Source organism: Halovalidus salilacus, from assembly GCF_031852275.1.
Classification (GTDB): Archaea; Halobacteriota; Halobacteria; order Halobacteriales; family Natrialbaceae; genus Halovalidus; species Halovalidus salilacus.
In genome coordinates this window covers 510,503-535,866 of the sequence record NZ_CP134700.1, presented here as the reverse complement: position 1 = coordinate 535,866, position 25,364 = coordinate 510,503, and the positions used below count along the sequence as shown (strand labels likewise).

24 protein-coding genes are annotated in these 25,364 nt (G+C 66.3%); 13 read left to right on the top strand and 11 right to left on the bottom strand.

Translation table 11 applies throughout. The annotated features are described in order from the left end of the window. Positions 1-47: 47 nt before the first annotated feature. The gene (locus tag RJT68_RS02675; protein WP_407038841.1) at positions 48-1,415 is read left to right on the top strand and encodes a hypothetical protein; all 1,368 of its coding nucleotides are present in this window, start codon (positions 48-50) and stop codon (positions 1,413-1,415) included. A gap of 377 nt (positions 1,416-1,792) precedes the next feature. Next, on the top strand, positions 1,793-2,461 hold the full coding sequence (npdG, locus tag RJT68_RS02670; RefSeq protein WP_407038840.1) for an NADPH-dependent F420 reductase: 669 nt from the start codon (positions 1,793-1,795) through the stop codon (positions 2,459-2,461). Positions 2,462-2,630: 169 nt separating this feature from the next. Here the strand turns inward: npdG and RJT68_RS02665 are convergent, their stop codons facing one another. Beyond that, positions 2,631-2,900: a thioredoxin family protein gene (locus tag RJT68_RS02665; RefSeq protein WP_407038839.1), complete on the bottom strand. Its 270-nt coding sequence runs from the start codon at positions 2,898-2,900 to the stop codon at positions 2,631-2,633. Positions 2,901-3,123: 223 nt separating this feature from the next. On the opposite strand from RJT68_RS02665, the gene RJT68_RS02660 reads away from it, so the two are divergent. Next, on the top strand, positions 3,124-3,285 hold the full coding sequence (locus RJT68_RS02660; protein WP_407038838.1) for a preprotein translocase subunit Sec61beta: 162 nt from the start codon (positions 3,124-3,126) through the stop codon (positions 3,283-3,285). 179 nt (positions 3,286-3,464) lie between these two features. Here RJT68_RS02660 and RJT68_RS02655 read toward each other — a convergent pair whose 3' ends face one another. Both RJT68_RS02655 and RJT68_RS02650 read right to left on the bottom strand, forming a co-directional pair. After that, positions 3,465-4,562: a M20 family metallopeptidase gene (locus RJT68_RS02655; RefSeq protein ID WP_407038837.1), complete on the bottom strand. Its 1,098-nt coding sequence runs from the start codon at positions 4,560-4,562 to the stop codon at positions 3,465-3,467. 94 nt (positions 4,563-4,656) lie between these two features. Then, positions 4,657-6,318: a protoglobin domain-containing protein gene (locus tag RJT68_RS02650; RefSeq protein WP_407038836.1), complete on the bottom strand. Its 1,662-nt coding sequence runs from the start codon at positions 6,316-6,318 to the stop codon at positions 4,657-4,659. A gap of 194 nt (positions 6,319-6,512) precedes the next feature. Between RJT68_RS02650 and RJT68_RS02645 the strand changes: the two genes are divergently transcribed. Next, the gene (locus RJT68_RS02645; RefSeq protein ID WP_407038835.1) at positions 6,513-8,402 is read left to right on the top strand and encodes a PINc/VapC family ATPase; all 1,890 of its coding nucleotides are present in this window, start codon (positions 6,513-6,515) and stop codon (positions 8,400-8,402) included. A 373-nt stretch (positions 8,403-8,775) separates the two neighbouring features. Then, positions 8,776-9,657 (top strand): NAD+ synthase, encoded by an 882-nt coding sequence (locus RJT68_RS02640; protein WP_407038834.1) that lies wholly within the window; start codon positions 8,776-8,778, stop codon positions 9,655-9,657. 15 nt (positions 9,658-9,672) lie between these two features. On the opposite strand, the gene RJT68_RS02635 is transcribed toward RJT68_RS02640, so the two are convergent. From RJT68_RS02635 to RJT68_RS02605, 7 genes are all read right to left on the bottom strand, one after another. Next, entirely contained in the window at positions 9,673-10,092 is a 420-nt protein-coding gene (locus RJT68_RS02635; RefSeq protein ID WP_407038833.1) for a hypothetical protein, read from the bottom strand. A gap of 182 nt (positions 10,093-10,274) precedes the next feature. Then, entirely contained in the window at positions 10,275-10,568 is a 294-nt protein-coding gene (locus RJT68_RS02630; protein WP_407038832.1) for a winged helix-turn-helix transcriptional regulator, read from the bottom strand. A gap of 349 nt (positions 10,569-10,917) precedes the next feature. Then, positions 10,918-12,546 (bottom strand): long-chain-fatty-acid--CoA ligase, encoded by a 1,629-nt coding sequence (locus RJT68_RS02625; RefSeq protein ID WP_407038831.1) that lies wholly within the window; start codon positions 12,544-12,546, stop codon positions 10,918-10,920. Positions 12,547-12,721: 175 nt separating this feature from the next. Further along, entirely contained in the window at positions 12,722-13,894 is a 1,173-nt protein-coding gene (locus RJT68_RS02620; RefSeq protein WP_407038830.1) for a DUF5305 domain-containing protein, read from the bottom strand. 141 nt (positions 13,895-14,035) lie between these two features. Continuing rightward, positions 14,036-15,196 carry a S26 family signal peptidase gene (locus RJT68_RS02615; RefSeq protein ID WP_407038829.1) on the bottom strand — a complete coding sequence of 387 codons (1,161 nt, stop codon included), beginning with the start codon at positions 15,194-15,196 and terminating at the stop codon, positions 14,036-14,038. 93 nt (positions 15,197-15,289) lie between these two features. Then, on the bottom strand, positions 15,290-16,375 hold the full coding sequence (locus tag RJT68_RS02610; RefSeq protein ID WP_407038828.1) for a CARDB domain-containing protein: 1,086 nt from the start codon (positions 16,373-16,375) through the stop codon (positions 15,290-15,292). A gap of 114 nt (positions 16,376-16,489) precedes the next feature. Beyond that, complete coding sequence (locus RJT68_RS02605; protein ID WP_407038827.1) at positions 16,490-17,029, bottom strand: hypothetical protein; 540 nt, start codon at positions 17,027-17,029, stop codon at positions 16,490-16,492. Between the two features lie 427 nt (positions 17,030-17,456). On the opposite strand from RJT68_RS02605, the gene RJT68_RS02600 reads away from it, so the two are divergent. The 5 genes from RJT68_RS02600 to RJT68_RS02580 all read left to right on the top strand — a co-directional run bounded on the left by RJT68_RS02600 (position 17,457) and on the right by RJT68_RS02580 (position 21,988). Beyond that, positions 17,457-18,287 carry a hypothetical protein gene (locus RJT68_RS02600; RefSeq protein ID WP_407038826.1) on the top strand — a complete coding sequence of 277 codons (831 nt, stop codon included), beginning with the start codon at positions 17,457-17,459 and terminating at the stop codon, positions 18,285-18,287. A 66-nt stretch (positions 18,288-18,353) separates the two neighbouring features. Then, on the top strand, positions 18,354-18,908 hold the full coding sequence (locus tag RJT68_RS02595) for a DUF7344 domain-containing protein (protein ID WP_407038825.1): 555 nt from the start codon (positions 18,354-18,356) through the stop codon (positions 18,906-18,908). 2 nt (positions 18,909-18,910) lie between these two features. Continuing rightward, positions 18,911-19,777 (top strand): hypothetical protein, encoded by an 867-nt coding sequence (locus RJT68_RS02590; protein WP_407038824.1) that lies wholly within the window; start codon positions 18,911-18,913, stop codon positions 19,775-19,777. Between the two features lie 77 nt (positions 19,778-19,854). Further along, the gene (locus RJT68_RS02585) at positions 19,855-20,172 is read left to right on the top strand and encodes an EMC6-like membrane protein (RefSeq protein WP_407038823.1); all 318 of its coding nucleotides are present in this window, start codon (positions 19,855-19,857) and stop codon (positions 20,170-20,172) included. Between the two features lies 1 nt (position 20,173). After that, positions 20,174-21,988, top strand: a complete 1,815-nt coding sequence (locus RJT68_RS02580) for a ribosome biogenesis/translation initiation ATPase RLI (RefSeq protein WP_407038822.1) — start codon at positions 20,174-20,176, stop codon at positions 21,986-21,988. A gap of 655 nt (positions 21,989-22,643) precedes the next feature. Here the strand turns inward: RJT68_RS02580 and RJT68_RS02575 are convergent. Continuing rightward, positions 22,644-23,165, bottom strand: coding sequence for an archaemetzincin family Zn-dependent metalloprotease (locus tag RJT68_RS02575; protein WP_407038821.1), 522 nt, complete (start codon positions 23,163-23,165; stop codon positions 22,644-22,646). A 39-nt stretch (positions 23,166-23,204) separates the two neighbouring features. On the opposite strand from RJT68_RS02575, the gene RJT68_RS02570 reads away from it, so the two are divergent. From RJT68_RS02570 to RJT68_RS02560, 3 genes are all read left to right on the top strand, one after another. Beyond that, entirely contained in the window at positions 23,205-23,627 is a 423-nt protein-coding gene (locus RJT68_RS02570; RefSeq protein WP_407038820.1) for a UPF0146 family protein, read from the top strand. A 208-nt stretch (positions 23,628-23,835) separates the two neighbouring features. Then, entirely contained in the window at positions 23,836-24,723 is an 888-nt protein-coding gene (locus tag RJT68_RS02565) for a TIGR01548 family HAD-type hydrolase (protein ID WP_407040305.1), read from the top strand. Between the two features lie 87 nt (positions 24,724-24,810). After that, positions 24,811-25,323: a hypothetical protein gene (locus RJT68_RS02560; RefSeq protein WP_407038819.1), complete on the top strand. Its 513-nt coding sequence runs from the start codon at positions 24,811-24,813 to the stop codon at positions 25,321-25,323. Positions 25,324-25,364 lie beyond the last annotated feature (41 nt).

Sequence of the window (25,364 nt, the reverse complement as noted above, 5' to 3'; positions counted from 1 at the left end):
CAACGATTCGGCCGATTTTTCCGCCCGGTTGTCGGCTACCCGACGGTATGCGGGGAACGAACCTCACGCGAAGACGGGTGCTTCGGGGGGTAACGGCGGGTGGAATCGGGCTCTCGGCGGGTCGGGCGGGGGTCCGCGAGGCCCGGCGAATCGGCTCGACGGCGGACGCGAGGGCGCAGGCGGGCGACCTCGAGGTGACGATCGTCGACGCGGGCGCGCCGGTCGGGGCGGGCGACTACCTCGACGTGACCGCGGAGATTACGAACGCCGGGTCGACGGACGTCCGGGTCGACGTCGACCTCGTCGTCGGGCACGACCCCGAGCGGATGGGCGGCGTGCGGACGACGGTCGACGCCGGCGAAACGTACGAGTACAACGGCGGGTTCCAGACCTATCCGGTCCCCTCCGACGACGAGTTTCCGGTTCGGGTCGAGGTCGACGGCGGGGTCGCGGCGGACGAGCGCACCGTCGGCGTTCGCGGCGCCGCGGATCTGCCGGACGCGAGCCCGGACGGTGACCTTTCGGTGGCACCCGGGACGGAGGTGCTGTTCGAAGCGGGTGCCGCCGCGCAGGGGGGCTCCCAGCAGACGATCTGGTGGGTCGACGGCGAGCGAGCGTCCGACTCGCTGGACGCCTGGCCGGGGGAGTACATGGCCGAGCAGGGCGCCCACTACCACGTCGAATCGTTCGACTCGAGCGGGAGCCACAACGTCGCGGCCGCTGTGATCCCCGACGGCGAGGAGCGCACGTACGCGGCCCGCTGGTCGGTCGACGCGACGAGCGGCGGTCACTCGTCGCCGGTGGTCGAAGCCGCGCGTCCGAGCGACGATCCGGTTTCCGTGGCGGAGGGCGAGACGGTCCCCTTCGGACTCACCGCGAGCGACCCCGACGGCGACCTCGACCGGGTCGTCTGGTGGCTCACGCAGGCCGACGTAATTCTCGACGTCACCGACCTCGAGGGCGCTCGAGATACCGCGACCATCTCCTACGAAGGGACCTGTCACACCTGCGTCGTCAACCCGTGGGTGATCGCCGCCGACGGGACCGTCACCACCGACGGTCCGAACTGGGAGATTCGACGCGCCGAGGACGGAGGCGGTGGCGGCCAGGAGGGCGAACTCCTGGTCTCCATCCGGTCGACGGACTCGCCCGTCGACGCCGGCGAGTACCTCGAGGTGATCGTCGACGTCGAGAACACGGGCGATGCGCCCCTCTCGCAGGAACTGGAACTCGTCGTCGGCCACGACCCCAAACTGCTCGACACCCAGGAGGTGATCGTCGACCCGGGCGAGACGGGCGCGGCCACCCTCGGCTTCGAGACTTACCCGACTCGCCAGCACGAACGCTTCCCCGTCCGCGTCGTCGGCGAAGACGACGACGATCGGGTGACGGTCGAGGTGTACCCTCGAGGGTAATCGGCATTACGGCTCAGTGGCGCGCGCTGGCGAGCGCTCGAGCGACTGCGAGAGCGTGAGCCGATGATGCGCGAGGGGCGAGTGAGCGAGCGCAGCGAGCGGACGAGTCGGCTGGGGAGGGTGAGGCTGTGGGTGGGAATGAAAGGGGCCGGCTGGGTCGGGGAGGCTGACGGCCGATAGCACCGCAGGCGAACGGAGTGAGCCGAGGAGCGAACGCCGTCAGCCGACTCGAGCCAGCCGGGGGCTTTCATCGTGTTCATGTCGGTCGATTTAGGGCCAGTTGTAGATCCGAGAGATCGAGTATCGACTGACCGTAATGCCGGCGAGATCGGCCGAACTCCCACCAATTTATCCGGGTGCCATCCCGAGAGGCGAGTATGCGAATCGCACTACTCGGAGGCACCGGCGACATCGGTCAGGGACTCGCGCTTCGGTTCGCCCACGACACGGACCACGAGGTACTCATCGGCTCTCGAGACCCCGAAAAGGCCCGCGACGCGGTCGCGGAGTACGAGGCGGAACTCGAGTCACGCGGCGTCGAGGCGTCGATCAAGGGCTTCGCCAACGAGATGGCCGCGGATCGAGCGGACGTGGTCGTCCTCGCGGTCCCGCCGTACTACGCGGGCGACACGGTGGAGGCGATCGAGGAGAAACTCGACGGGGACCAGATCCTCGTCACCCCCGCCGTCGGGATGCAGGGCGACGAGGACGGCCTCCACTACCACCCGCCGAAGGCGGGCAGCGTCACCCAGCTCGTCGCGAACCGCGCCCCCGACGAGGTGCCGGTCGTCGGCGCGTTCCACAACCTCGCGGCCGACGCGCTCTCGAACCTCGACGACGACCTCGACCTCGACACGCTCGTGGTCGCCGACGACGCCGACGCGAAGTCGACCGTCCGCGCGCTCGCCGACGAGATCGAAGGGCTGCGTTCGCTCGACGCCGGCCCGCTGGCCAACGCGGCGGAAGTCGAGAGCGTCACGCCCCTCGTGATCAACGTCGCGAAGTACAACGACGGGATGCACGACGTCGGCGTGACGTTCCGCTGATCGGCTCCCGACCTGCCCACCGCTCCGTACGTTGTCTCGAGCGCTCGAGTGCCGATCGCCGCGTCGCGATCGCTCGAGGGGCTGATCGAACGCGTAACAGTCGGATAAATCGGTTCTGCCTCGGTCTCGGTCGAGTCGATTCGGAACGCGTCGGACGGCGGCGGTCCCGTTACGCTCCGGCCGACTCGAGCGCCTCGGCGATGTCCTCGCGCTGGGTGACGCCGACGAACCGCTCGACGACGCCGTCGTCGTTCTCGATGATGAGCGTCGGGAGCGAGCGCACCTGGTACTCGTTGGCCACGTCCTGCTGTTCGTCGACGTTGATCTTTTCCACTTCGAAGCGCCCCTCCCAGTCCTCCTCGAGTTCCTCGAGGATCGGGTCCTGGGTCTTGCAGGGGCCACACCAGTCCGCGTAGAAGTCCTTGAGTGTGACAGTCATGCCGTTCATCGGTAGTTTCCGCGCGGAGCGGATAAGGGTTTCCCACCGGGGGTGACTTGCCGCGAATCGCGACGACGGGCGAGGTGCGGCCGGCCGCGTTCGAGGGGGTGAGACGGTCGATCCGCCGTTTCGGTTCGCGCGGACGACGGCGGGGGACCGGTCGAAGGAGACGAAGGGGGACCCGGTCGAAAGATTTAGTTCCGGGGGAGCGTTAGGCCCGCACATGGACAAAGGACAGAACACCGGCGGGCTGATGTCCAGTGCCGGGCTCGTCCGGTACTTCGACTCCGAGGACACGAACGCGATCAAGATCGACCCGAAGACGGTCGTCGCGTCCGGCATCATGCTGGGCGTGCTGGTTCAGCTGTTGACGTTCGTCTCCTGACCCGACCGCCGTCGCTCCCACTCCCGACCTTCGTATCGCAGCGCAGCACCGTCCGACGAGCGGTCGTGCCGCGTTTTCCGCCCTCGAATCGATCGTTTTCGATCGCCGCGTGACGTGCGTCCCCTCGAGCGTCGCGTCGATCGCCTCGCACCTCGACCCACCCCATCCCACCCTCGAACTCACGCCGGCCAGCGCTCCGCGGCCAACCGATAGGTCCGCCGGCACCGCTCGAGGACGGCGATCGAGACGCTCTCGTCGCTCGTGTGGGCCTCGCCGGGCTCCGAAGCGCCGTAGATCACGCACTCGGTCCCCGCCTCGGAGAGCCAGCCTGCGTCCGTCGCGTGGGGTTTCGTCACGAGGTCCGGATCCCCCGATTGACTCTCGCGGGCGGACTCGAGGACGGCCTCGGCGAACCCCTCGTCCGAACACCGCATCGGCGGCAGGTCCTGATCGACGGTCCACTCGATCCCCGGGAGCTCCTCGAGTCCCTCGAGCGGAACACGCTCGCCGGGGACGGTCCGCTCGTCGATCGTCGCGCGACACCGCTCGGGGACGACGTTCATGGCCGACCCGCCCTCGATCTCGGTGACGACGAGGCTGCCCGCGAGCGTCTCGCCGGCGACCTCGACCGCGGGCGGCTCGAGGTCGCGAATCCGGTCGACGGCGTCGGTCGCCCGATAAATGGCGTTTTCGCCGGCCTCGGGCTCGCTGGCGTGGGATGCGGCGCCGCGGGCGGTGATCGTGCTCCCGCGGCGTCCCTTGTGGGCGACGACGACGTCGGTGACGCCGGGCCCGGAGTAGTTCGTCGACCCTTCGCCGACGATGGCGGAGTCGGGCGCGAACCCGCGCTCGATGGCGTGACGGGCGCCGACGCCGCCGACCTCCTCGCCGACGAAGCTCGCGAAGACGAGCTCGCCCGCGGGGTCGGCGTCACGGAACGCGAGGGTCATCGCCGCGAGCGAGCCCTTCATGTCGGCCGTCCCGCGCCCGTAGAGGCGGCCGTCGCGTTCTTCGACGACGTACTCGCCGGCACTCCCCCCGCTCGCAGCTTCCACCTGCGACTCGTCGGGGGGAACCACGTCGTGGTGGCCCACGAGCGCGAGCGATTCGTCCCCCTCGCCGCGTCGGGCGATCACGTTCCCCGCCTCGTCTCTCGTCACCGCGGCGTCGGTCTCACGGCGCAGCCACGACTCGAGGAACTCCCCGGCTTCCGTCTCGTCCTCGTGGCTGGGGATCGAGACGAGGTCGCGCGCGAGTTCGACGACGGACTCCGTCATGCGTACCCTCGAGTTCGACGGCGCGGGTGTTGATTGCTCCGGACGCGGACCGTCCGGCTCGCCCCCTCCACGGTCTCGACGTCGTCGACCCCGTTTACGATACGTCGAGTCGCTCGTACACCGGTTTCTCCGCCGCCGGATCGTCCTCCCCGTCGGTCAGCCGAGCGACGGCATCGCCGACCTCGCGGAGGTTCGCCGTCTGCTCCTCGCTCGCGGCCGCGACCGACTCGGCGGCCGCCGCGACGCGGTCGGCCGACCGCGACAGGTCGTCGACCGAGCGGGCGATCTCCTCGACGCTGCGGGCCTGCTGGTCCGTCGCCGCGGCGACGTCGTCCATCCCCGCGGCCGTCGTCCGCGCCGCCTCGTGAATCGCCCCGAGCGAGTCGCTCACCGCGCGGACCCGGTCCGTGCCGGCGTCGACTCGATCGATCGTCCGCTCGGTCGTCTCCACCGTCGCCGCCGCGTCCGCGCGGACGCCCTCGAGGGCCGTCTCGATCGCGTCGAGATCGGCCTTCGTCCGCTCGGCGAACGATCGGACCTCGGTCGCGATCACGCCCATGGCGTCACCCCCGCTCGAGCCCCGCGAGGACTCGATCTTCGCGTTCGTCGCCAGGACCGTCGTTCGCCGGGCGAGTTCGTCGAGTCGGTCGACCACCTCGTCGATCTCGTCGATTCGCCCCTCGAGGGCGGCGACCGTCTCGGCGGCGCGGGCCGTGGCCGTCTCGATCGCCTCCAGTTCTCCGAGCGCCTCGTCGGCCGACTCGACGCCGTCGGCGGCGAGCCGTTCGGTTCGGCGGCTCTCCGTCCGAACCTCGTCGGCGACGCTCGCGACCTCCTCGACGGCGGCGCTCACCTCGTCCAGATCCCCGGCGACGTCCTCGACCGTCTCGGCCTGACGCGCCGTGTGGCCGCCGATCGACTGGGCGCGTTGCGCCACGACGCCGCTCGTCTCGTGGAGTTCCTCGAGGGGCGCCTTGACGTCGGTCTCGACCTCGCGGGCGAGCCGCTCGCGCCGGTCGATCGCCCGCTTCAGCCGGCGGGCGTACGAGTCGACGTATGTGTCCGCCGCGACCTGCATGTCGAGGTTGATGATCCGCAACAGGGCGAGGACGTCCATCATCCCGTCGTCGATCGCCGCGCGAATCGTCCCCTCGAACGATTCGTCGAGGTCGTCGTCCCCGTCCGCCCGGCCGCGACCGCCGACTCCGAGCGCGCCGACGAGGCGCTCGAGTCCGCCGCCGCGCTCGTCGCGCTCCGCGGCCCACTCCTCGATCGCCTCGACGACCCGGTCCTGGACGCGCTCGCTCAACCGCTCCAACACGAGGTCGTAGTAGACTCCGTACTGGCCGATATAGTGTTTTAGCGGCATGTCGAGTAGCTCGTGGAGCTTCCCGATTCGGGCGCGGTTTCGGAAGTAGGCCTGGCCGTACCCGCCTTCCGCCCCCGTCGCCAGCGAGACGAGGTAGGCTCGCTGGGTCTGCTTGAGCTGGTCGACGGTCTTCGGCGAGCGCTCGAGGATCTCCCTGGTCTGGTCGTACTCGAGCAGGTTGTCGTAGAAGTCGTCGGCGATCGCCTCCCGGTTCTCCCGGAGCATCGGCTCGAGGGCCGCGAGCCGTCGCTCGTCCCCCTCGTCGAAGCCGACGAACGCCTTCCGCCACGCGATCTCCCGCTCGTCGAGGCCGATCTCTGCGGTGAGCCGTTCCGCGTCGACGAACCGGTTCAGTCCTCCCCTTCCGAACGTCGCGTTCGGGTCCATGTGCGAACCTGTTCGATCCGCGGATTAAGTGCTCGAGGGAATTCTCACGCCGTAGGAACGTCACGCGAGTCGATCGGTTCCGTCGTCGACCGTACTCGTCCCGGAGACGACGAACGCGAACCACGGTGCCGCCTCGAGTCCGCGATTCCGCGCAGTTCCGCACGCTTTTACGCCCGCGAACCGAACCCGAACGCATGAAAGTCGTGCCGGACACGAGCGTGGTCATCGACGGCCGCGTCTCGGCGACGATCGAGGACGGGCAGTTCGAAGGTGCGACGATCTCGGTTCCGGAGGCGGTCGTCGCCGAACTCGAGGCGCAGGCGAACGACGGCTACGAGACGGGCTGGGACGGCCTCGGCGAACTCAAGCGCCTGGCCGAACTGGCCGACGAGGGCGTGATCGACCTCGAGTACGTCGGCGACCGGCCGAGCGCGATCGAGCGCGGGCACGCCTCCGAGGGCGAGATCGACGCGCTGATCCGCGACATCGCGGAGGACCTGGGCGCCACCTTCGTCACGAGCGACATCGTCCAGGCCGAGGTCGCGGAGGCGAAGGGACTCGACGTCGAGTACGTCTCCCCCGAGGTGCGGGAGGTCGGCACGCTGAAAATCGAGGGGTTCTTCGACGACCGGACGATGAGCGTCCACCTCAAGACGGACGCCGTGCCGATGGCCAAGCGGGGCGCCTTAGGCGAGATGCGCTACGAACCCATCGCCGACGAACCGATCGACGAGGAGACGATGGACGAGTACGCCCGCGAGGTCGTCGACGGCGCGAAGGAGTCCTCCGGCGGGTTCATCGAGCTCTCCGAGCCGGGGATGAAGATCGTCCAGTTCCGGGACTACCGGATCGCCATCGCCCGCCCCCCGTTCTCGGACGGCATCGAGGTCACCGCCGTCCGGCCCATCGCCCAGACCGACATCGAGGACTACGAGCACGCCGACGAGCTGAAGGAGCGGCTGCTCGAGCACCAGCGCGGCGTCCTGATCTCCGGCTCGCCCGGCGCGGGGAAGTCGACGTTCGCCCAGGCGGTCGCCCGCTACATCTCCGACAACGACTACTCGGTGAAGACGATGGAGAAACCCCGGGACCTGCAGGTCGGCCCGGAGATCACCCAGTACACCGAACTCGGCGGGGAGATGGCCAAGACCGCCGACGCCCTGCTCATGGTCCGCCCGGACTACACGATCTACGACGAGGTTCGCAAGACCGACGACTTCGAGGTGTTCGCGGACATGCGCCTGGCCGGCGTCGGCATGATCGGCGTCGTCCACGCGACGCGGGCCATCGACGCCCTCCAGCGCCTCGTGGGCCGGGTCGAACTCGGGATGATTCCCCAGGTGGTGGACACCGTCGTCTACATCGAGGCCGGCGAGGTGGCCAAGGTGTACGACGTCAAGACCGAGGTCAAGGTCCCCGCGGGGCTCACCGAGGAGGACCTCGCCCGTCCGGTCATCCTCGTCACCGACTTCCACACCGGCGAGCCGGAGTACGAGATCTACACGTTCAACCGCCAGGTCGTCACCGTCCCGCTGGTCGACGAGGAGGGCGGCCCCGCGAACGAGTCCGGCGTCGACCGCATCGCCAAGCAGGAGATCGAACGCGAGATCCGCTCGATCGCCCGCGGCTACGTCGACGTCCAGCTCAAGAGCCAGGATCGGGCCGTCGTCTACGTCGACGAGGACGATATCTCGAGCGTGATCGGCAAGGGCGGCGGCCGCATTACCGACGTCGAGAACCGATTGGGGATCGACATCGACGTCCGCACCCACGACGAGAACCCCCACTACGGGACGTCAGCCTCGAGCGCCAACGGCGGCACCGCGGCCGGGTCGGGCGGAGGCGGGGGCGGCGGCCAGCCCGAGGGCCAACTCGTCCAGCCCGAGATCACCTCGCGCCACATCGTGATCCCCGTCGACGGCCACCACGGCGAGACCGTCGAGGTGCAAGCCGGCGGCGAGTACCTCTTTACGGCGACGGTGAGCCGCGGGGGCGAAATTCAGGTCTCGAGGGGGAGCGCGATCGCGGACGAGTTGGAGCGAGCGATCGATCAGAAGCGACCGATCACCGTGGTCCCGTCGTGACGACTGCCCGCGAACGAGCGTAGCGAGTGAGCGGCCTTTTACGTCGAAGATGGATCGTACGCGAGATCCAGGTGTTTCTAGCGAGCGCGATCACGGACGAGTTGGAGCAGGCGAGCGACCAGAAGCGGCCGGTCACGGTCGTCCCGTCGTACGAATGTCTCCTCGCGCGCCTCTCGAGGGGGGTGAGTCGCCGATCCGGCTGACGTTCCTTCTCGACCCTGTCGACTGTCACTCACTCTCCCCCTACCTCTACTAGGTATTTAATCAAAATTCCTAAATACAGTACGCTTGACCAGGTATGTGTAGAATGGGTTCCAATACTGTCGACTATGGCGACGAATTGCGAACATTCCGGTACTCCGGACGGGGCGGAATGAACGACGAATTTCTCGCGGGTCGGGCTCTCGAGGCGGCCCGGGAGGGGATCGTCTCGGCCATCCGCGGGGCCGTCGCGGAGGCGAACGCCGAGGGCGTCGTCGTCGCGATGAGCGGCGGAATCGACTCGACGGTGACGGCCGCCCTCGCCGTCGAGGCGCTCGAGGGCGAGCACGTCCTCGGACTCGGCCTGCCGAGCCACAAGACGGACGCCACGGACGTCAGCGACGCCCGGACGATCGCCGAGGGCCTCGGCATCGAGTTCCGCGACGTCCACCTCCACCCGCTGGTATCGACGTTCGAGGAGACGGTCACGCCGGACGTGGACGACGCCGTGGGCGACGGCGAGAGACCACACCAGCGCAACCTCGCGCTCGGGAACCTCACCGCCCGCTTTCGGATGGCTACCGCTTATTACGCGGCGAACCGGCGCGATCGCATCGTCCTCGGGACCGCGAACAGGACCGAGTTGCTGCTCGGCTACTTCACGAAGCACGGCGACGGCGGCGCCGACCAGTACCCGATCGGCGACCTCTACAAGACGGAGGTCCGGGCGCTCGCGGGCGAACTCGGCGTTCCGCGCCGGATCGTCACCAAGGATCCCACCGCCGGATTCTGGGCCGGCCAGACCGACGAGGGCGACCTCGGCGCCCCGTACGAGGTCATCGACCCCCTCCTCCGCCGCGTCGTCGACGAGGGACGCTCGCTCGAGGAGGCCGCCGATCCGCTCCCGATCGACCGGGAGGCGGCCCGCGCGATCCTCGAGTTGTGCCTCGAGTCGGCGCACAAGCGGCGCCTCCCGCCGACGGCCGGCGTCACCGATCGGCCGCTCGAGGACGCGTCGGCCGCCCTGGATCTCGAGGCGCGCTCGGAGTCCTGACGGGGACCGGTGTGTCTACCGCTCGCGGTCGCCGTCGAGACGGTACAGTTCGGGATTGCGCCACCAGAAGAGCCCCCACGAGAGCAGGAATCCCGCCCCCATGGCGATCACGTCCTTCACGGCCTGGGGGAGGCCGCTGTCGACGACGGCGACGAGAGCCATCGACGAGCCGAGGGCCGCACCCGAGAGGACGAACGCGACGTCGCCGGCGATCCACGCGCGCGAGCGGTCCCAGTACTCCCGACGACCCTCGTCGTACCAGATGCCGACGTAGATGAGCAACGGCGACATGAGGGTGATGACCGTGATGACGCGGTAGGCCTCGGGCAAGCCGATCGGTCCGAGGACGAACGCGTTGAGCAGTTGTGCGGCCGTGGCCGCCACGAACAGGCCGACCAGCAGCCATCCCCACCGTGGAAGCGTCTCCTTGTCCATGTCCGGGGTCTCGGTCCCCGAAAAATAATGCTGCCGTTCCGTCTCCGCGCGCGACGGTCGACCGCGCGATCGATCGCGGTCGGGGGACGATGCGGTCGGCTGGACGAGGTCGCGTATCGAACGTGCGAGCGGAATCAACGGTGAGAATCGACCGCGGCGGAATCGAGAGAGACTGCGATCGGTTACTCGGCGCAGCAGGCGTCCTTCTTGGGGGACTCTTCGACGCCGTTTCCGTCCGCTGCCACCGGTTCGACGAGCCGGTAGAGGCTCTGGCGGGCGTCCGCGAAGTAGATATCCTCGTCGACGATGCCGATCTCCTCGAGGCGCTCGAGGGCGTAGCGAACCGTCCGAGCCGAGAGCATCGACTCCTCGACGATCTGCTTCTGGGTCAGTGGCCCGTCGTACTCGAGAACCTTGTAGACAAGTTTGGCACTCGGTGGCAGGTCTTCGATCGCCTCCCCATCGGTCTCTACCATATTACGAATCGAAAACTCCCAGCAGTATAAAAGTTGAGCCTTACAGGTCGACCTGACGTCGACTCCGTCCACACTATTCCGTGAAGAAATTAAGCGATAGCGGGCCGCTACCGGGTCCGGACGGGACTATTTGACCGGTCAGTCAGTTCTGTTTGCTCCGTGGTACATCCGCGTCGTTTCGGGTTGAGTTCCCGAGTCGAGATGCCGGACAAAAATCGCGCGCGGTCACCGATATCGATGCCCGTCACTCCCGGCCGGTCACCCGCTCGAGGATGGCCGATACCCCCCGTCGGTCGGCCACTCGAGGACGGCTGTCACCTCCGGGTGGTCGGCCACTCGAGGATGGCGATCAGCCCTGGCCGATCATCTGCTCTTCGTCCTCCCACTCCTCCTGGCGCAACTCGTACTTCTGGATCTTTCCGGTGGCCGTCTTCGGTAACTCCTCGACGAACTCGACCCGGCGGACGGTCTTGTAACTCGCCAGGCGCTCGCGGGTGAACTCGGTGAGTTCCTCGGCGGCGACCGGCGGATCGTCCGGATCGCCGTTCGCCGGCACGACGAACGCTTTCGGCGTCTCGCCCCACTCCTCGCTGGGCGCGGGAATCACCGCCACGTCCCCCACGTCGGGGTGATCGAACAGCACGTCCTCGAGTTCGATGCTCGAGATATTTTCGCCGCCGGAGATGATGATGTCCTTCTTGCGGTCCCGGAGGGCGATCATGCCGTTCTCGTCGACCGTGGCGAGGTCGCCCATGTGGTAGTAGCCCTCGAGGCGGTCGTTGAACGCCTCCTCGGTCTCCTCGGGTTTGTTCCAGTACTTCTCCATCACCTGGTTGCCCCGGACGACCACCTCGCCGATGGTCGAATCGTCCCTGGGCACGTCTTCGCCGTCCTCGTCGACGACGCGGACGTCGGTTCCGAGGACGCCCATTCCCTGGCGTTTCTTGACGTCGAAGCGCGTCTCTTCGTCGATCAGCCGCTTCGTGTCGGAGATGGTGATCAGTGGCCCGGTCTCGGTCGCGCCGTAGAGGTGTTTCAGGTACCAGCCGAACTCGTCCTCGACGGCGCGGATGGTCGCCTCCGGCGGGGCGCTGCCCGCCGTGGTCACCCGAACGTCACGCGCGCCGGTCATCTCGGGGTGGCCTTCCGACTCGTAGTAGTCGATCAGCTGGTTGAGCACCGTCGGCGCCGCACAGAGGAACGAGACGTCCTCCTCGCGGATCGTCTCGACGACGGTCTCGGCGTCGACGCCGCGGGTGCAGACGTGCTTCGCACCCATCCCCGTCACCGCGTAGATGTGGCCCCACCCGTTGACGTGGAACATCGGCAGCGTCCAGAGGTAGACGTCGTCGTCGGTGATCTCGTGGTAGATCGACATCAGGTAGGCGTGGATCGTCTCCGTGCGGTGGGTGCGACACACGCCCTTCGGGTCGCCCGTCGTCCCCGAGGTGTAGTTGATCGTGATGATCTCGTCCTCGCTCATCTCGGGGCGGTCGAACTCGGTCCCAGCCTCCTCGAGGGCCTCGTCGAACGACTCCCAATCGCCGGCGTCGGCGCCCGCCGCTTCGACGGCCCCGACGTCGTTCGTGACGAACGTCTCCGTCGGCACCGAGTCGCGGACCGCGTCGACCTTCTCGGCGTACTCGTGGTCGGCGTAGATCGCCGTCACGCCCGCGTCGTTCAGAATGTACTCGTAGTCGTCGGGCGTCAGCCGGTAGTTCAGCGGCGTGAAGATCGCGCCGATCTGCATCGCGCCGTAGGCGGCCTCGAGGTGGTAGTGCGTGTTCGGATCGAGGACGGCCACCCGGTCGCCCTTCTCGACGCCCCGTTCCTGCAGCGCCGCCGAGAATCGATCGACGCGCTCGCCGAACTCCGCGTACGTGAACCGGTCGCCCGCGGCGCCGACGATCGCCTCCTCGTCGGCGAAGTGCGTTCGCGCCTGCTCGAGGAAGTCCGTGACGATGAGCGGTGTTTCCATGCGGCCGTCGATTGAGTACCATTAATCATACACATTTCGATTTCGGGACACCGACCGCCGAACCCGTATACATCGGCACACCGATCATGTTCGGACCTCCTCCAAACTGAGTTAGTATAATAATTTAGACATGAAGTCGACGCCGGTCCGGGTCCGGCCGAGCCGACGCACCGATTCACTCGTCGTCTGCCGAGAACCCGTGTATCTCCGGCTCGTCGCCGTCGTCGGTCCCGAACCGATCCTCGAGAGTCTGCTCGCCGCCGGCCGATCGGTTCGCGTCCGACTCCGCGTCGACGTCGCCCGCTCCCGCCGACGTTCCCGCTCCCTCGAGGGTCATGTCGGGCCAGGCCGTCTCCTCCCATCGACCCCGGTCGCTGTAGTAGTAGACGACGCCGTCGGTGACCACGGCGAACAGGCCGCGCTGGCGGTCGTGAACGACCCGCTCGTTCGTGTCGATCGCGACGTCGACGACGTCCTCGAGGGTGTCGAGCGAGACGTGGTGATCGCCGATCCACATCGGGATCGACCCCCGCGAGATCCACTCGTCGTACCGGCGCTCGTGGACGGCCCGGCGGGCCCGCTCGACGTCGATCGACGACCGGGAGTTGACGAACGCCGCGCCCGCGAGCGCGAGCGTGCCTAGCAGCGAGAGGCCGCCGACCACCAGCGGGTTCGGCGACTCCGTCACCTCCCGTTCGACCGTCTGCGGGTACGTATCGTCGTCGGAGAGCGATTCCTCGAGCCAGTACGCGTCGCCGGTGAGTTCGAGCGCCGTCGAGTCCGTCAGATCCCCCGAGTACGTTCCGTCGTCGTACGAGACCGAGAACGCGAGCGAGACGTCGACCGATCCGACGCCGTCGAGCCGGGACTCGAGTTCGCCCGTCCGATTCCGTACCTCCGCGACGTCGACCGTCGCCTCGGATCGGGCGACGCCGTCCTCGACGGACGCGTCCTCCTCCAGGACGGTATCCGTGTCGTTCCAGAACACCCGGCCGTCGCGCGAGGCCTCGTACTCCACCTCGAGTTCGTGCGTCACCTCCCCCTCGTCGCCCGGAACGGTCGTTCGGGGTTCGAACGTGAGCTCCGGCGTCGCGTCGTACATGTAGACCGCGCTGTCCTCGAGTCTCGTTCCCTCCTCCCAGAGGCCGTCCTCGACGACGACCGCGCTGGTCGAGACGTCGGACGTCACCCCCTCCTCGCCGACCGCTTCGGTGGTCGTGGTCGTCTCCGGCGTCGCGAGCACCCAGCCCGTGGCGGCGAACGAGAGCACGCCGACGGCCACCAGCGCGAACACGAGCGTACGACCGTGCTTCGCGATCAGGAGGTCGAGACGGGGACTGTCGATCACCAGTCGGTCACCCCGCTTCGCGGACGCGCCCCCCTGGCCCGCGTCGGCCCGGCGTCCGCCGGTCGGCCGTCGGGACGATCCATACGAATAGTCACAAATCGAATCATAATAATCGTACTGTTTTGATACATTTCACGTCCGCTACAACCACTTTCGTAATTTCCGTTGGAGTCGCGTCGCCAGGGGGATGTGACCGCCCGGTCGACGAACGCGGATATCGGCGGTTCCGAAGAGGGCGACCACGACCGCAACGGTCGCGGCCACGATCACCGCGTTGACCGCGGCGATGGCCGCGAGCGGGTGCAGCTCGTGGAGCCCCACCAGCGCAGCCGGTGGGAGGACCGCGAGATACCGGTGCTCGCCGACGTGGCGGACGTACTCGCCGCTCGAGTCCGGCGCCTCCATCTCGACGGTCGTCTCTCCGCGATCCCGGATTCCGACCGTCTGCCACTCGGGATCGGTCCGAACGTCGTCCCCGTCGGCGTCGTGAACCACCACGATCGGTACGTACCCCGCGTTCTCGATCGATCGAGTCACGGTCGCCCGCTCGCCCGGGGCGACGACCTGCGGATCGTCCGTGGGCGAGTCGGTGCTGACGAGGCCGTACTCGTAGACGCCCGACGGGACGACCATCGCGGCCGTGCCGAACGTCGTGAAGACGAGCAACACGAGCGCGATCGCCGTCCAGATTCCGATCACGTTCTCCCGGTTCCGCGACCGCTTCGTCTCCCGCCTCGCCCCCGTCCCCTCGAACAGGATGCCGAACCCGAGCAGCGCGACGCCGACCGCGACCAGCAGCGCGCCCGCGTCGTCGGCGTCGAACGCCGTCGACGCGCCGAGGGCGGAAGCGCCGGCCTCGTAGCCCGTTTCGACCGCATCGTTGGCGCCCATCACCGCCGTTCCGAGGTGGGGGATCGTCACCACCTCGCCGTTCACCTGCCAGGCGGTGGCGACGATCTGGTCGTCGGTGACCGGCGGTTCGTCGGCGTCTTGATCGGTGAACGGGTTACCGTCCCCCTTCGTGACGTACCCCTCGTCGGTCTCGTCGACGATTCGGTGGGTCGTCAGCCCCCCGCCGTGTAACTCCCGGGCCTGGAAGACGACGACGTCCCCCTCCTCGGGCGACCCGGAGACGGCGTCGGGGATCGCGACGAAGCCGTCGCCGGCGTCCATCGTCGGCTCCATGCTCTCCGTCGCCACGTATCCGAGCAGTATCGGCTGTCCGAGCAGGTGTCCCAAGAGCAGCAGCACCACTACGAGTCCGACGACGACCGTAGCCGCGCGCGTTGCGATCCCCCTCATTCTGTTCCCCTCGAGCGGCGTCGACCGACCGCGGTCGCCCGCTCGCCCTCCAACCGCGACGTTGCAGTTTTCGATCACTTCGTCCGAGAGGAGTTATAGCTTCCGACGACCGTACGCGAATTCGACGAGTACGATCGTCCCCAGGGCGGCCGGCGGAACCACCGCCACCGCGGCCGACGAGGCGAACACCCGGTTCGCGACGCTCGGGATCGCCGCCTCGCGGACCGTCACCGTCCCCCCGTCTGCCCCGCTGACGCTCACGTCGTACGTCCCAGCGTCGCTAAACCGCCGGTCGAACGTCACCACCCGTTCCTCGCCGGGCTCGAGTTCGACGGTTCGATCGTCGACGACGACGCCGTCGATCGCCAGTTCGGACGTCAGCCGACCCGACGCGTTCCCCTCGTTTTCGACCGTGGTCGCGATCGACGTCGATCCGCCGGCCGTGAACTCGTCGTCCTCGATTTCGACGTTCGTTACGTTCATCACCGGCCCTTCGCCGGCCGAGACGGCGATCGATTGGGGTTTCCGGTCGTCCACGGCGACTTCGAACGTGCCCGACCGCTCCATCGTTCGGGTGAACGTCACCTCCTTCGTCTCCCCGGCGCCGATAGTCACCTCCTTTTCGTCGACGACGACGCCGTCGACGAGCAGTTCGGCTATCTTCCGCCCGGCCGTCTCGCCGTGGTTATGGTATGTCGCGGTGACCGTGAGATCCTCGCCCGCCTCGAGGTCGGTCGTCGAGTAGGTGACGTCCTCGAGGTCGACGTCCGCGGAAGGCTGATCGGGCCCGTCGTCTTCGTCATCGTTCTCGTATTCGGCGTGAACCGTGAACGTCTCGTTCTCACTACGGGCTGTGTGCGTGTCGACCGCCACGCCGACGTCGAGCGATTGGCCCTCCTCGAGTGTTGCGGAGCTCGACTCGTCGACCGTCGCTCGCCGATCGTCGCCGAGGTAGAACTCGACCCCCTCGGGCGCGTCTGCGATCCAGACGGCCTCGAGATCCCGGTCGGCCGTGATCGTGAACACGTCGTCGAACTCGGAGTTCGCGTCGTCGTTGAGGCGCTCGAGGTTGAGTTGAAGTTCATCCGAATCGTCCGAGACGGTCGCGTACTCGCTCGAGGATGCCAGGAGGAGTCCGTCGGCCGAATCGCCCCCGGCTGGAAGCGCGGTAGTCGGCATCGTAAGAGCGAGTAAAACGAGTACGAGGACGACGACGAACCTGTTATTCATTGAGGAGTCGAGCTCGTGTAACGATGTGATCGGGCACGAGACAGCGGATCGCGCTCAACGACGTTACACTTCTTTCGCTTCGATGGTCACGTCGATTTCGAACGGCTCGCTCTCGTCGGTGCTCGCATCGCGGACATCGACGACGAGGTCGTAGACGGCTGTTTCACCGTTACTGACCCCGTTGTCGTCGTTTACTCCCGTGTCTGCCGCCGTCGGGTCACTCCCGAAGTTTCCGTCGTTGGTCACGTCGAAGTCCTCGTTGAGTTCGAACCAGGCTTCGATGTCGGCCTCCTCGTCGTCGCTCGTATCGGGGAGCGTGAAGTCGACGTCCTCCTCGTGTTGGTTCGTCACGGCGAGCATCCCATCGAACGTCGTCGTTCCGTTTCGGTTCAGACCGTCCGCGTCTTCCCTTAGATTGTCGGAGCTCAGATTAATTTCGACTTGCCCATTCCCATCCACGTTCCCATAGTCCTGGTTCACTTCGAGCGCGACCAGCGCGCTTGCGTCTCCTGCGACATCCACCGAGACGGTCCTCGTCGCTTCGACGCTGCTGAACGCGCCCGTTCCGAGCGCGGTGCCCCCGCCAATGACCATCGTGCCCATACCGATCAACGCGTTTCGTCTGTTCAGTCTCATTTGTGATCTCCGTCGGTCCACGGCGGCAACCGGGGTCGTAGGCACCGATTACCGCTGTGGCTTGCTCCTCTCGAGACGTGGACATCCCTTTGTATTAATTAGCCAGAACGGCCGAACGGTGAGCCAGAACATCCTTCAAGCCGGGCTTGAATTGGGTTTGAAACCGTCCTCGTCACACTGGTGGCGTAACCAATATGTTGGATCAGGGGATTGATTACGAAGGTCGCCTCGAACTCGTGACGGCCTCGGCATCGGACCGGTCGGCACCGAGGCCTGCCGAACGCTGAGCCGGGAGCAACGACGTATGATACACACCTGGGTCGCAAAGATCGGGATCGCTCTCGTCGGGATCGGCGGAGTCCTCCTGATAGTCTCTGCCGCCGGATTCGAGTCGATGACCACCGATCGAGGAGTCGACGGATCGACTGCCGACCCGGAGGATGCGCTGCTCGGTTTCGACGACTCGGCGTATGGCGACGCGGAAATTACCTTTCTGCTCTCGCCCACCGCGTCGGTCGTCGATCAGCACGACAACACCGGTGACGGATACGACAGCGTCGACGTCTCCGTCGTCAGTCCGTCCGGCGTCCTCGAGGTCGCCAATGACGACGAACTCGCCGCGGGAATCGAACCGAACGGCGACGCACCCGTGGAACTGACGTGCAGCGGTGAGTACTCGGGGAGCGGCGACGGAGCGACGCTCACCGTCGACGCGATCGGTGACTCGATTTCGGTGGAGGAGGCCACGTTCGAGGTATCCGAGGTCGAATACTCCTGCTACGGAGACGACGAGGCGACGCCGATCGAGGACGTGCCGTGGCTCTCCCTCGAGTCCTGGAGCGCCGACGGGAACGACGTGACGGCAGCGCTCTCCGTCAGCAACCGGTCCGCGACGGTTTCGGCGATCACGATCTCCGACGCGACCGGTGACGGGGTCTTGATCGACGATGTGAGGGCGAGTTACCTCGACGACGGTTCATCGCCGGAAATCGCCCTCGAGACCGACGGCGACACGGCGACGGTCAACGAACCGGACGGTGAGGTCGACGTCGGAGATCAGCACCAGTTCGATCGGGAGCTCCGGTTCGACGAGGGCGAGTCCGCGTCGCTGACGTTCGCCGGGTTTTACAGTTTCTTCGACACGGAACTCGAGATGAGCGACGGATCAGTAACCCTCATCCTGTTCTTCGAGGACGCCGATCCCGTCGAACTCACGCTCGAGTGACCGTCTTGGCGGTTCGACTTAACCACGAGCGTACATGAACATTTATATCCATAGAATCGCTGATATATGGGCAACGCTGACTGTATGGCGATCAAGGGGGATCACCGGTCCGAGCGGGGGAAGATATTCGATCTGCTCAGTAACCACCGCAGGCGGTACGCGATCCACTACTGCAAGCGCGAGGACGGCCCCGTCACGCTGGGTGACCTCGCTGAACACGTCGCCGCCTGGGAACTCGACAAGGAGGTCCAGGAACTGACCTCCGCCGAGCGAAAGCGCGTCTACACCTCTCTTCAGCAAACGCACCTCCCTACACTCGAGCGCGCGGACATGATCGAGTTCGACAACCGGACCGTCGAACTCACCGAGAACGCGAAGGACCTCGAGGTCTACCTCGACGTCGTTCCCGCGGACTCGATCCCGTGGGGATCGTACTACCTCGGCTTGACGGCCCTCGGCTTCGTCGTCCTTGCGGGGGTCTGGCTCGAGGTCGTTCCGACAGATACGGTGCCAGCACTCGGGTGGGCGGCGCTCGTGCTGGGTCTGGTCGGTGTGTCGGCGATTGTGCACGTGGTCTCGAGTCGACGGATGCGGCTGGGGGAGGTTGAACGACCACCGTAACGATGAGTGCACTCACCAGATTCGCGATCGGTTGCCTCCTCGTGGGAGCGATGTTACTCGCGGGACCGGCGTTCGGGTTCAGTACGATTGCGGCTGACCGAGGGATATCAGTCGAGGCTGTCGAGAACGAAAACGCGCTATTAGGGCTCGTTGAAACGGATTCTCCGGATATTGAGCAGCACGAAACGGAAACCGAGATCGTAACCTTGGAGAACAACTTCGGGAGCACGATTACCGCGCTCGACGTGACGGTCGACATCGACACCGATGATCTCTCGTGGCAGGGAGACAGCTTTCCAAGCGAACTTTCGGAAGACGAATCCGCGTCGATAATCGTCGAGTGTACTAAAGAAAGCCGTAACGCTTACGGAACTGCGTTGGTCGACGTAACGGTCGATCGGGCCGTGGCAGATAATAACATTATCGTTGAAGGACCAACCGTATCCGATATCCAGGTCCAGTACGACTGTCGACCCGGCGGAGGAAACAACAAGGAAGGTGAGGGGTTCAACACCGTCTTTGCAAGTAACGTTTCCGACGGGGGAACCCAGACGTTTACTTTCGAAACGAACGGCAGAGAGAAAGATGGCGTACGAATCGACCTGAGTGACACCGGCGATAGCGTTCGCTATCCACAAGACGACGATGCCGTTTCGATCGTCGAAGGATCTCATAAAAACGACGAGGCGTACTTCGAGGACGAAAACACGCTCGTATTCCATCCGAAAAGCAATTTGGAATCCGGCGAACAGATCAGTATCCAGGTCGCCGACGTATCAGTTTCCGGTACTTCCGGGGAGACGTTCGACGCTACGTTCGAACGGATCGAGACGAACGATCGTGACTCCGATCGATTCCAGATCGACTAATTCGGCTGATTTACCGCTCGGAGGTGGCCGTCGACCAATGCGAACGCCTTTTTAGCTCCGCCCCCCGACTCCAAGCCATGGCGACCGAATCGATGACCGACCGACGCGAGCACCTCCGCTCGGTCGGCGTCACGGCGTTTTCCTCCTTGCTCGGCGTCGGCGCGGGGCTCGCCTCGGCGGCGTTCGTGGGCCTCGAGACGGCCGCGGCGGGCGACTCCCTCGCGCTGGCGATCGTCCTCGGGGCGATCGTGATCCAGCTGCCGATCCTCAGGGTGGGGGGCGTCTACGACGAGGAGGAGTTCGGCTTCAAACACTACGTGTTCATCTCCCTGATGACCTTCGCGTTCTGGTTCATCACGTGGGGGATCCTGCTGAACACGGGGGCAACGGCGTAACATGGCCGAAGACAGTATCGCCGTCGTAGATCTGGACCGGTGCCAGCCCGACCGGTGCAACTACGAGTGTAAGAACTACTGCCCGCCCAACCGGACCGGCAAGGAGTGTATCACCCTCCGCGGCGAGGACGCGGAGGAGGGTCAGCCCGAGCAGGTCCGCATCTCCGAGGAGATCTGTCTGGGCGAGACCTGCGGCATCTGCGTCGAGAAGTGCCCGTTCGACGCCATCGAGATCATCAACCTCCCGCAGGAACTCCAGGACGATCCCGCCCACCGCTACGGCGAGAACGCGTTCTCGCTGTACGGTCTCCCCGCGCCCAACGAGGGCCAGGTGACGGGGATTCTCGGCCCGAACGGCATCGGGAAGACCACCGCCGTTCGCATCCTCGCGGGCGAACTCGAGCCCAACCTCGGCCGGTACGAGGATCCGCCGGGGTGGGACGACGTGCTCGAGGCCTACCGCGGGACCGAACTCCAGGACTACATCGCCGACGTGCGCGACGGGGACGTCACGGTCGCCAGGAAGCCCCAGTACGTCGATCAGATCCCGACCCAGTTCGACGGGAACACCCGAGAGCTCCTCGAGCGGACGGACGAGCGCGGCGCGCTCGACTCGCTCGTCGAGCGCCTCTCGATCGGGCCGGTCATGGAGCAGTCGATCGACGACCTCTCCGGCGGGGAGCTCCAGCGCGTGGCCCTGGCCGCGACGCTCGCCCGCGATACGGACTTCTACTTCCTGGACGAGATCACGCCGTACCTGGACATCGGTCAGCGGGTCACCGCGGCGCGGCTCATCCGCGAACTCGCCGAGGAGAAGGGCAAATCGATGCTCGTCGTCGAGCACGACCTCGCGATCCTGGACCTGCTCGCCGACACGCTCCACGTCGCCTACGGTGAGCCCGGCGCGTACGGCGTCATCACCACGCCGAAATCGGTCCGCAACGGGATCAACGAGTACCTCGCGGGCTACCTCGAGAACGAGAACATGCGGATCCGGCCGAACCCGATCGAGTTCGAGGAGCACGCCCCGCGGACGGTCACCGAGCGCGACGTGCTCGTCGAGTACCCGGACATGCGCAAGTCCTACGGAGACGGCGAGTTCTCCCTCGCGGTCGAGGGCGGCGAGATCCGGCGCAACGAAGTGCTCGGAATCGTCGGCCCGAACGGGATCGGGAAGTCGACGTTCGCGAACCTCCTGACGGGGAAACTCGAGCCCGACGAGGGCGACGCCGATCTGGACTTCGAGATCTCCTACAAGCCCCAGTACGTGACGATCGATCAGCACATGCGGGTCGACGTCTTCCTCTCGTCGATCACGGACCAGTTCGGCTCTTCCTACTGGAACACCGAGATCGCCCAGCCGCTGCAACTCGAGCGGATCATAGAGCAGAACCTCTCCGATCTATCGGGAGGTGAGCGCCAGCGGGTGGCCATCGCGGCCTGCCTCTCCGAGACCGCGGACCTCTACCTGCTCGACGAACCCTCCGCGCACCTGGACGTCGAACAGCGCGTGCAGGCGACCAGCGCGATCCGCCGGTACGCCGAACAGCAGGACGCGACGGTGCTCGTCATCGACCACGACATCTACATGATCGACCTGCTCGCGGATCGGCTGATGGTCTTCGACGGCGAACCCGCGGTCCACGGGCACGCCGGCACCCCCCAGCCGATGCGCGACGGCATGAACGAGTTCCTCGCGAACCTCGAGGTGACGTTCCGCCGCGACGAGCGCACCTCGAGGCCGCGGATCAACAAGCCCGATTCGCAACTCGACAAGGAGCAGAAGCGACAGGGCGAGTACTACTACGCGCCGTAATCGGTATCCGTAAACTCCAATTCCCAGTAACGTATTCAGATCAGTATTCCGTTCACGAACTTTCGAGTGGCCGATCACAATTCGACGACTTCTCTCGTCCCTGTTTCAAAACACGGTCGGTAATTCTCTGATCGATAAACATCTCTATGCAGTGATTGCACGTGTTCCTTCCGCACTCATTAATACGACATCAGGGCTCTTACTGTGTTCGTTGAACAAGGTAGAGCCCTATTGTTGCTCCTATTCCGGTTGCTATACCCAGTATAATTGCTGATACTGTCTGTCGTCCTAGGTAGTATCCAAGCCCTGTACTGACAGCTGAGCTGATTAACAACGCTAACAGATACTGTCTTATTTGTATCGTCATCGTTTGTAGTTTTCACCCCCTCTGCTGGTAATTCCTTCTCTAGGTTCTCAGAACTACGTCGGCAGTACTACGTCGGGTCAGTACAGTTTCCTGCGTAATAGTGTGCTACTTCTATGCCGAACCCTCCAGAACATAACACATACTCGAGTCGGGCGGTGGGATGGCGGCGCTGTCGGACTGCCGAGAGTGTTGCGCGTTCCTGACCGACGGGAATCCGCCAGATCGAGTTCGGTTGAGCGTGCTTCGGTGACGAGGAACACGTACTGACCGTCGCCGCCAGTAACCGTTTCAGCCGATCAGCCGCTGACAGCTCCCGCAGAGGTTCTCCTCTTTGATGTCGACTTCGCGGACGGTCGGCGAGAAGTTCATGACGCAGCGGTTGTTGTCGCAGTGCTCGAGTCCGTAGGTGTGGCCGATCTCGTGGACGATCTCCTTGCGGACGCGGTCCTCGAAGATCTCGCTCGCGCTCTTGTTCGAGAAGCCGCCGTCGCTCGAGGTCTGGAGCCGGTAGGTCGAGACGACGCTGCCGCTGCCGTCGAGGTAGGCGAGTCCGAAGACGTAGTTTCGCCGGCGGTAGAAGAGGTCGTGGGGGGTGATCGCGATGTTCTTGTCGCCGCGGCCGACGCGCTCGGCCAGCTGGATGAACGTCTCGGCGCTGTACTGGTTCCGGCTGGAGTCGTACGCGCCGTTGGGGACCGACTGGGCGTCGTTGATCGTGACGTCACAGTCGTAGACCGATCGCAACGCAGAAGAGGCCTCCCGCTTCACGGTGGCGGGAACGTTGCCGACCGGCACGATGTCGACGAGCATGCCAACTCCTAAGGCGGCACCCGTCATAAACGTCCCGCCGTGGGACATTCACCCGCCGATCGGACCCTCGAGGCCCTCCTCGAGCACCTCGCTGAGTACGACCGCGTCGTCGAGGTGGGCGTCGGCCGCCGGACGGATCTCGCGGGCGAACTCGCCGCGCGGGGGGTGGCGGTCACCGCGACCGACGTTCACCGGCGCGAGGTGCCGGAGGGCGTCGCGTTCGAACTGGACGACATTTTCGATCCCGATATCGACGTTTACGAGGGCGCCGACGCGATCTACGCCCTGAACCTCCCGCCGGAACTCCACCGGCCGGCGTTCGCGGTCGCTCGAGCGGTCGACGCGGACTTCCTCTTCACGACGCTCGGCGGCGACCAGCCGACGGTACCCGTGCGCCGAGAGCCGGTTCCGGGCGATACGGTGTTCGTGGCCCGGTCGATCGCTCGGGACGGGCACCGGTGAGCGACACGAGCACCGACCTTGGGCGTCCCGTTCCCGTCGCGAAACCGCTAGAACGTGCGTGCTCGAGGAGGTGGAGCGCGAGAGGGACGATGCGGGCGACGGAATAAACGGGTCTCGTGCAGACGGGTGCCCGTCGCGGGCCGAATTCGGCGGCCTTTATTCCCCGCGCTTCGTTTTCTCGCCCATGACCGACTCCGCTTCCCCCTCGCTGTGCGCCGACGCCGTCGTCCTCGACGTCGACGGCGTGCTCGTCGACGTCGCAGACTCCTACCGCCGGGCGATCGTCGAGTCCGTCGAGTACGTCTACGACCGGACGATCCGTAAGGACGACATTCAGGCGTTCAAGGACGCCGGCGGCTTCAACAACGACTGGGAACTCACCTACGCGGCCGCCCTCTACGTTCTGGCGACCGCCGAGGGCTACGACGAGTCGATCGACGAGTTCACCGCCGAAATCGCCGAACGAGGCGGCGGCCTCGAGGCCGCCGAATCCGTCGTCGCGGACCGACTCGGCGCGCGGGCGACCCAGCGCGTCCGCGAGCGCTGGGACCGCGAGCGCCTGCGAGACGTCTTCCAGCAGCTCTACCTCGGGGCCGACCTCTACCGCGGCCTCGAGGACGGCGACCCCGACCCGGACCTCGAGGCGCGCGGGTTCATCCACGACGAGCCCGTGCTCCTCGAGTCGGAGACCGTCGACTATCTGACCGAGAACTACGACGTCGGTATCCTGACGGGCCGGCCGGCGACGGAGGCGGAAATCGCCCTCGAGCGAGTCGGCCTCGACGACCGCGTTCCCTCCGAGCACCGGTTCACGATGGACGACTGGGAGGAGGGCAAACCCCACCCGAGGGCGCTGGTGACGCTCGCCGAGCGGTTCGACGCCGACGCGGTCGCCTTCGTCGGGGACACGCTCGACGATATCCGCACTGCGAACAACGCCCGCGAGGCCGACCCCGACCGGGAGTACCACGGCGTCGGCGTCCTGACCGGCGGGCTCACCGGCGAGGAGGGCCGCCGGAAGTACGAGGCCGAGGGAGCGACGGCGGTCCTCGAGTCGGTGAACGCGCTCCCCGACGCGCTCGCCGACGGGGAGTGACCGCTCGGGATTCGTGACCGTCGAGGGACCTCCGAGCCTTGCGACGGACCCCCCAACCGACTTTTCCGTGTTCGTGCTACGACCGGTATGGTTCGACGAGGCGGAGCCGACGGACGGGCGGGAGCGAATCCGAATCAGCGCGGCGCGAGCGGCGACACCGGCGGCGGACTCCTGCGGACGATACTCGTCGCGGGGCTCGTCGCCGCCGTCGCCTACGTCGTCTCGAGGCGGCTGCGACGGCGCGAGGGGGTGCCGAACCTGGAGTCGGTCCGCGAGACGGCGCGCGAGCACGCCCCGATCGACGGACAGCCGATTCCGATCGGCGAACCGTCGGGGGCGGACGAGACGAGCGGGGACGAGAGGGGCGCGGACGGCGGAGCGGCCGGGCCGAGCGGCGAGACGCTCGGCGACGAACCCTCCGACGAGGAGATCAGTGAACTCGGGGAGGAGAACGTCCAGGATGAACCCGCGGAGCCGGGGACGATGACGGTCGACGAGGACGTGGTCGACGAACTCGTCGACGACGGCGAGGCGTCGGCCGACGAAGACGAGGCCCCGTCGACCGACGGCGAGGGATCGGCGGACGAAGATGCGGAGTGATCGAACGACGCCGATCGGTGAGGCGAGCGATCGACGCGGCC

Coding starts and splice junctions, on each gene's coding strand:
- RJT68_RS02675 (WP_407038841.1), top strand. CDS start 48: ATGCGGGGAACGAACCTCACGCGAAGACGGGTGCTTCGGGGGGTAACG.
- npdG (WP_407038840.1), top strand. CDS start 1,793: ATGCGAATCGCACTACTCGGAGGCACCGGCGACATCGGTCAGGGACTC.
- RJT68_RS02665 (WP_407038839.1), bottom strand. CDS start 2,900: ATGACTGTCACACTCAAGGACTTCTACGCGGACTGGTGTGGCCCCTGC.
- RJT68_RS02660 (WP_407038838.1), top strand. CDS start 3,124: ATGGACAAAGGACAGAACACCGGCGGGCTGATGTCCAGTGCCGGGCTC.
- RJT68_RS02655 (WP_407038837.1), bottom strand. CDS start 4,562: ATGACGGAGTCCGTCGTCGAACTCGCGCGCGACCTCGTCTCGATCCCC.
- RJT68_RS02650 (WP_407038836.1), bottom strand. CDS start 6,318: ATGGACCCGAACGCGACGTTCGGAAGGGGAGGACTGAACCGGTTCGTC.
- RJT68_RS02645 (WP_407038835.1), top strand. CDS start 6,513: ATGAAAGTCGTGCCGGACACGAGCGTGGTCATCGACGGCCGCGTCTCG.
- RJT68_RS02640 (WP_407038834.1), top strand. CDS start 8,776: ATGAACGACGAATTTCTCGCGGGTCGGGCTCTCGAGGCGGCCCGGGAG.
- RJT68_RS02635 (WP_407038833.1), bottom strand. CDS start 10,092: ATGGACAAGGAGACGCTTCCACGGTGGGGATGGCTGCTGGTCGGCCTG.
- RJT68_RS02630 (WP_407038832.1), bottom strand. CDS start 10,568: ATGGTAGAGACCGATGGGGAGGCGATCGAAGACCTGCCACCGAGTGCC.
- RJT68_RS02625 (WP_407038831.1), bottom strand. CDS start 12,546: ATGGAAACACCGCTCATCGTCACGGACTTCCTCGAGCAGGCGCGAACG.
- RJT68_RS02615 (WP_407038829.1), bottom strand. CDS start 15,196: ATGAGGGGGATCGCAACGCGCGCGGCTACGGTCGTCGTCGGACTCGTA.
- RJT68_RS02610 (WP_407038828.1), bottom strand. CDS start 16,375: ATGCCGACTACCGCGCTTCCAGCCGGGGGCGATTCGGCCGACGGACTC.
- RJT68_RS02605 (WP_407038827.1), bottom strand. CDS start 17,029: ATGGGCACGATGGTCATTGGCGGGGGCACCGCGCTCGGAACGGGCGCG.
- RJT68_RS02600 (WP_407038826.1), top strand. CDS start 17,457: ATGACCACCGATCGAGGAGTCGACGGATCGACTGCCGACCCGGAGGAT.
- RJT68_RS02595 (WP_407038825.1), top strand. CDS start 18,354: ATGGGCAACGCTGACTGTATGGCGATCAAGGGGGATCACCGGTCCGAG.
- RJT68_RS02590 (WP_407038824.1), top strand. CDS start 18,911: ATGAGTGCACTCACCAGATTCGCGATCGGTTGCCTCCTCGTGGGAGCG.
- RJT68_RS02585 (WP_407038823.1), top strand. CDS start 19,855: ATGGCGACCGAATCGATGACCGACCGACGCGAGCACCTCCGCTCGGTC.
- RJT68_RS02580 (WP_407038822.1), top strand. CDS start 20,174: ATGGCCGAAGACAGTATCGCCGTCGTAGATCTGGACCGGTGCCAGCCC.
- RJT68_RS02575 (WP_407038821.1), bottom strand. CDS start 23,165: ATGCTCGTCGACATCGTGCCGGTCGGCAACGTTCCCGCCACCGTGAAG.
- RJT68_RS02560 (WP_407038819.1), top strand. CDS start 24,811: ATGGTTCGACGAGGCGGAGCCGACGGACGGGCGGGAGCGAATCCGAAT.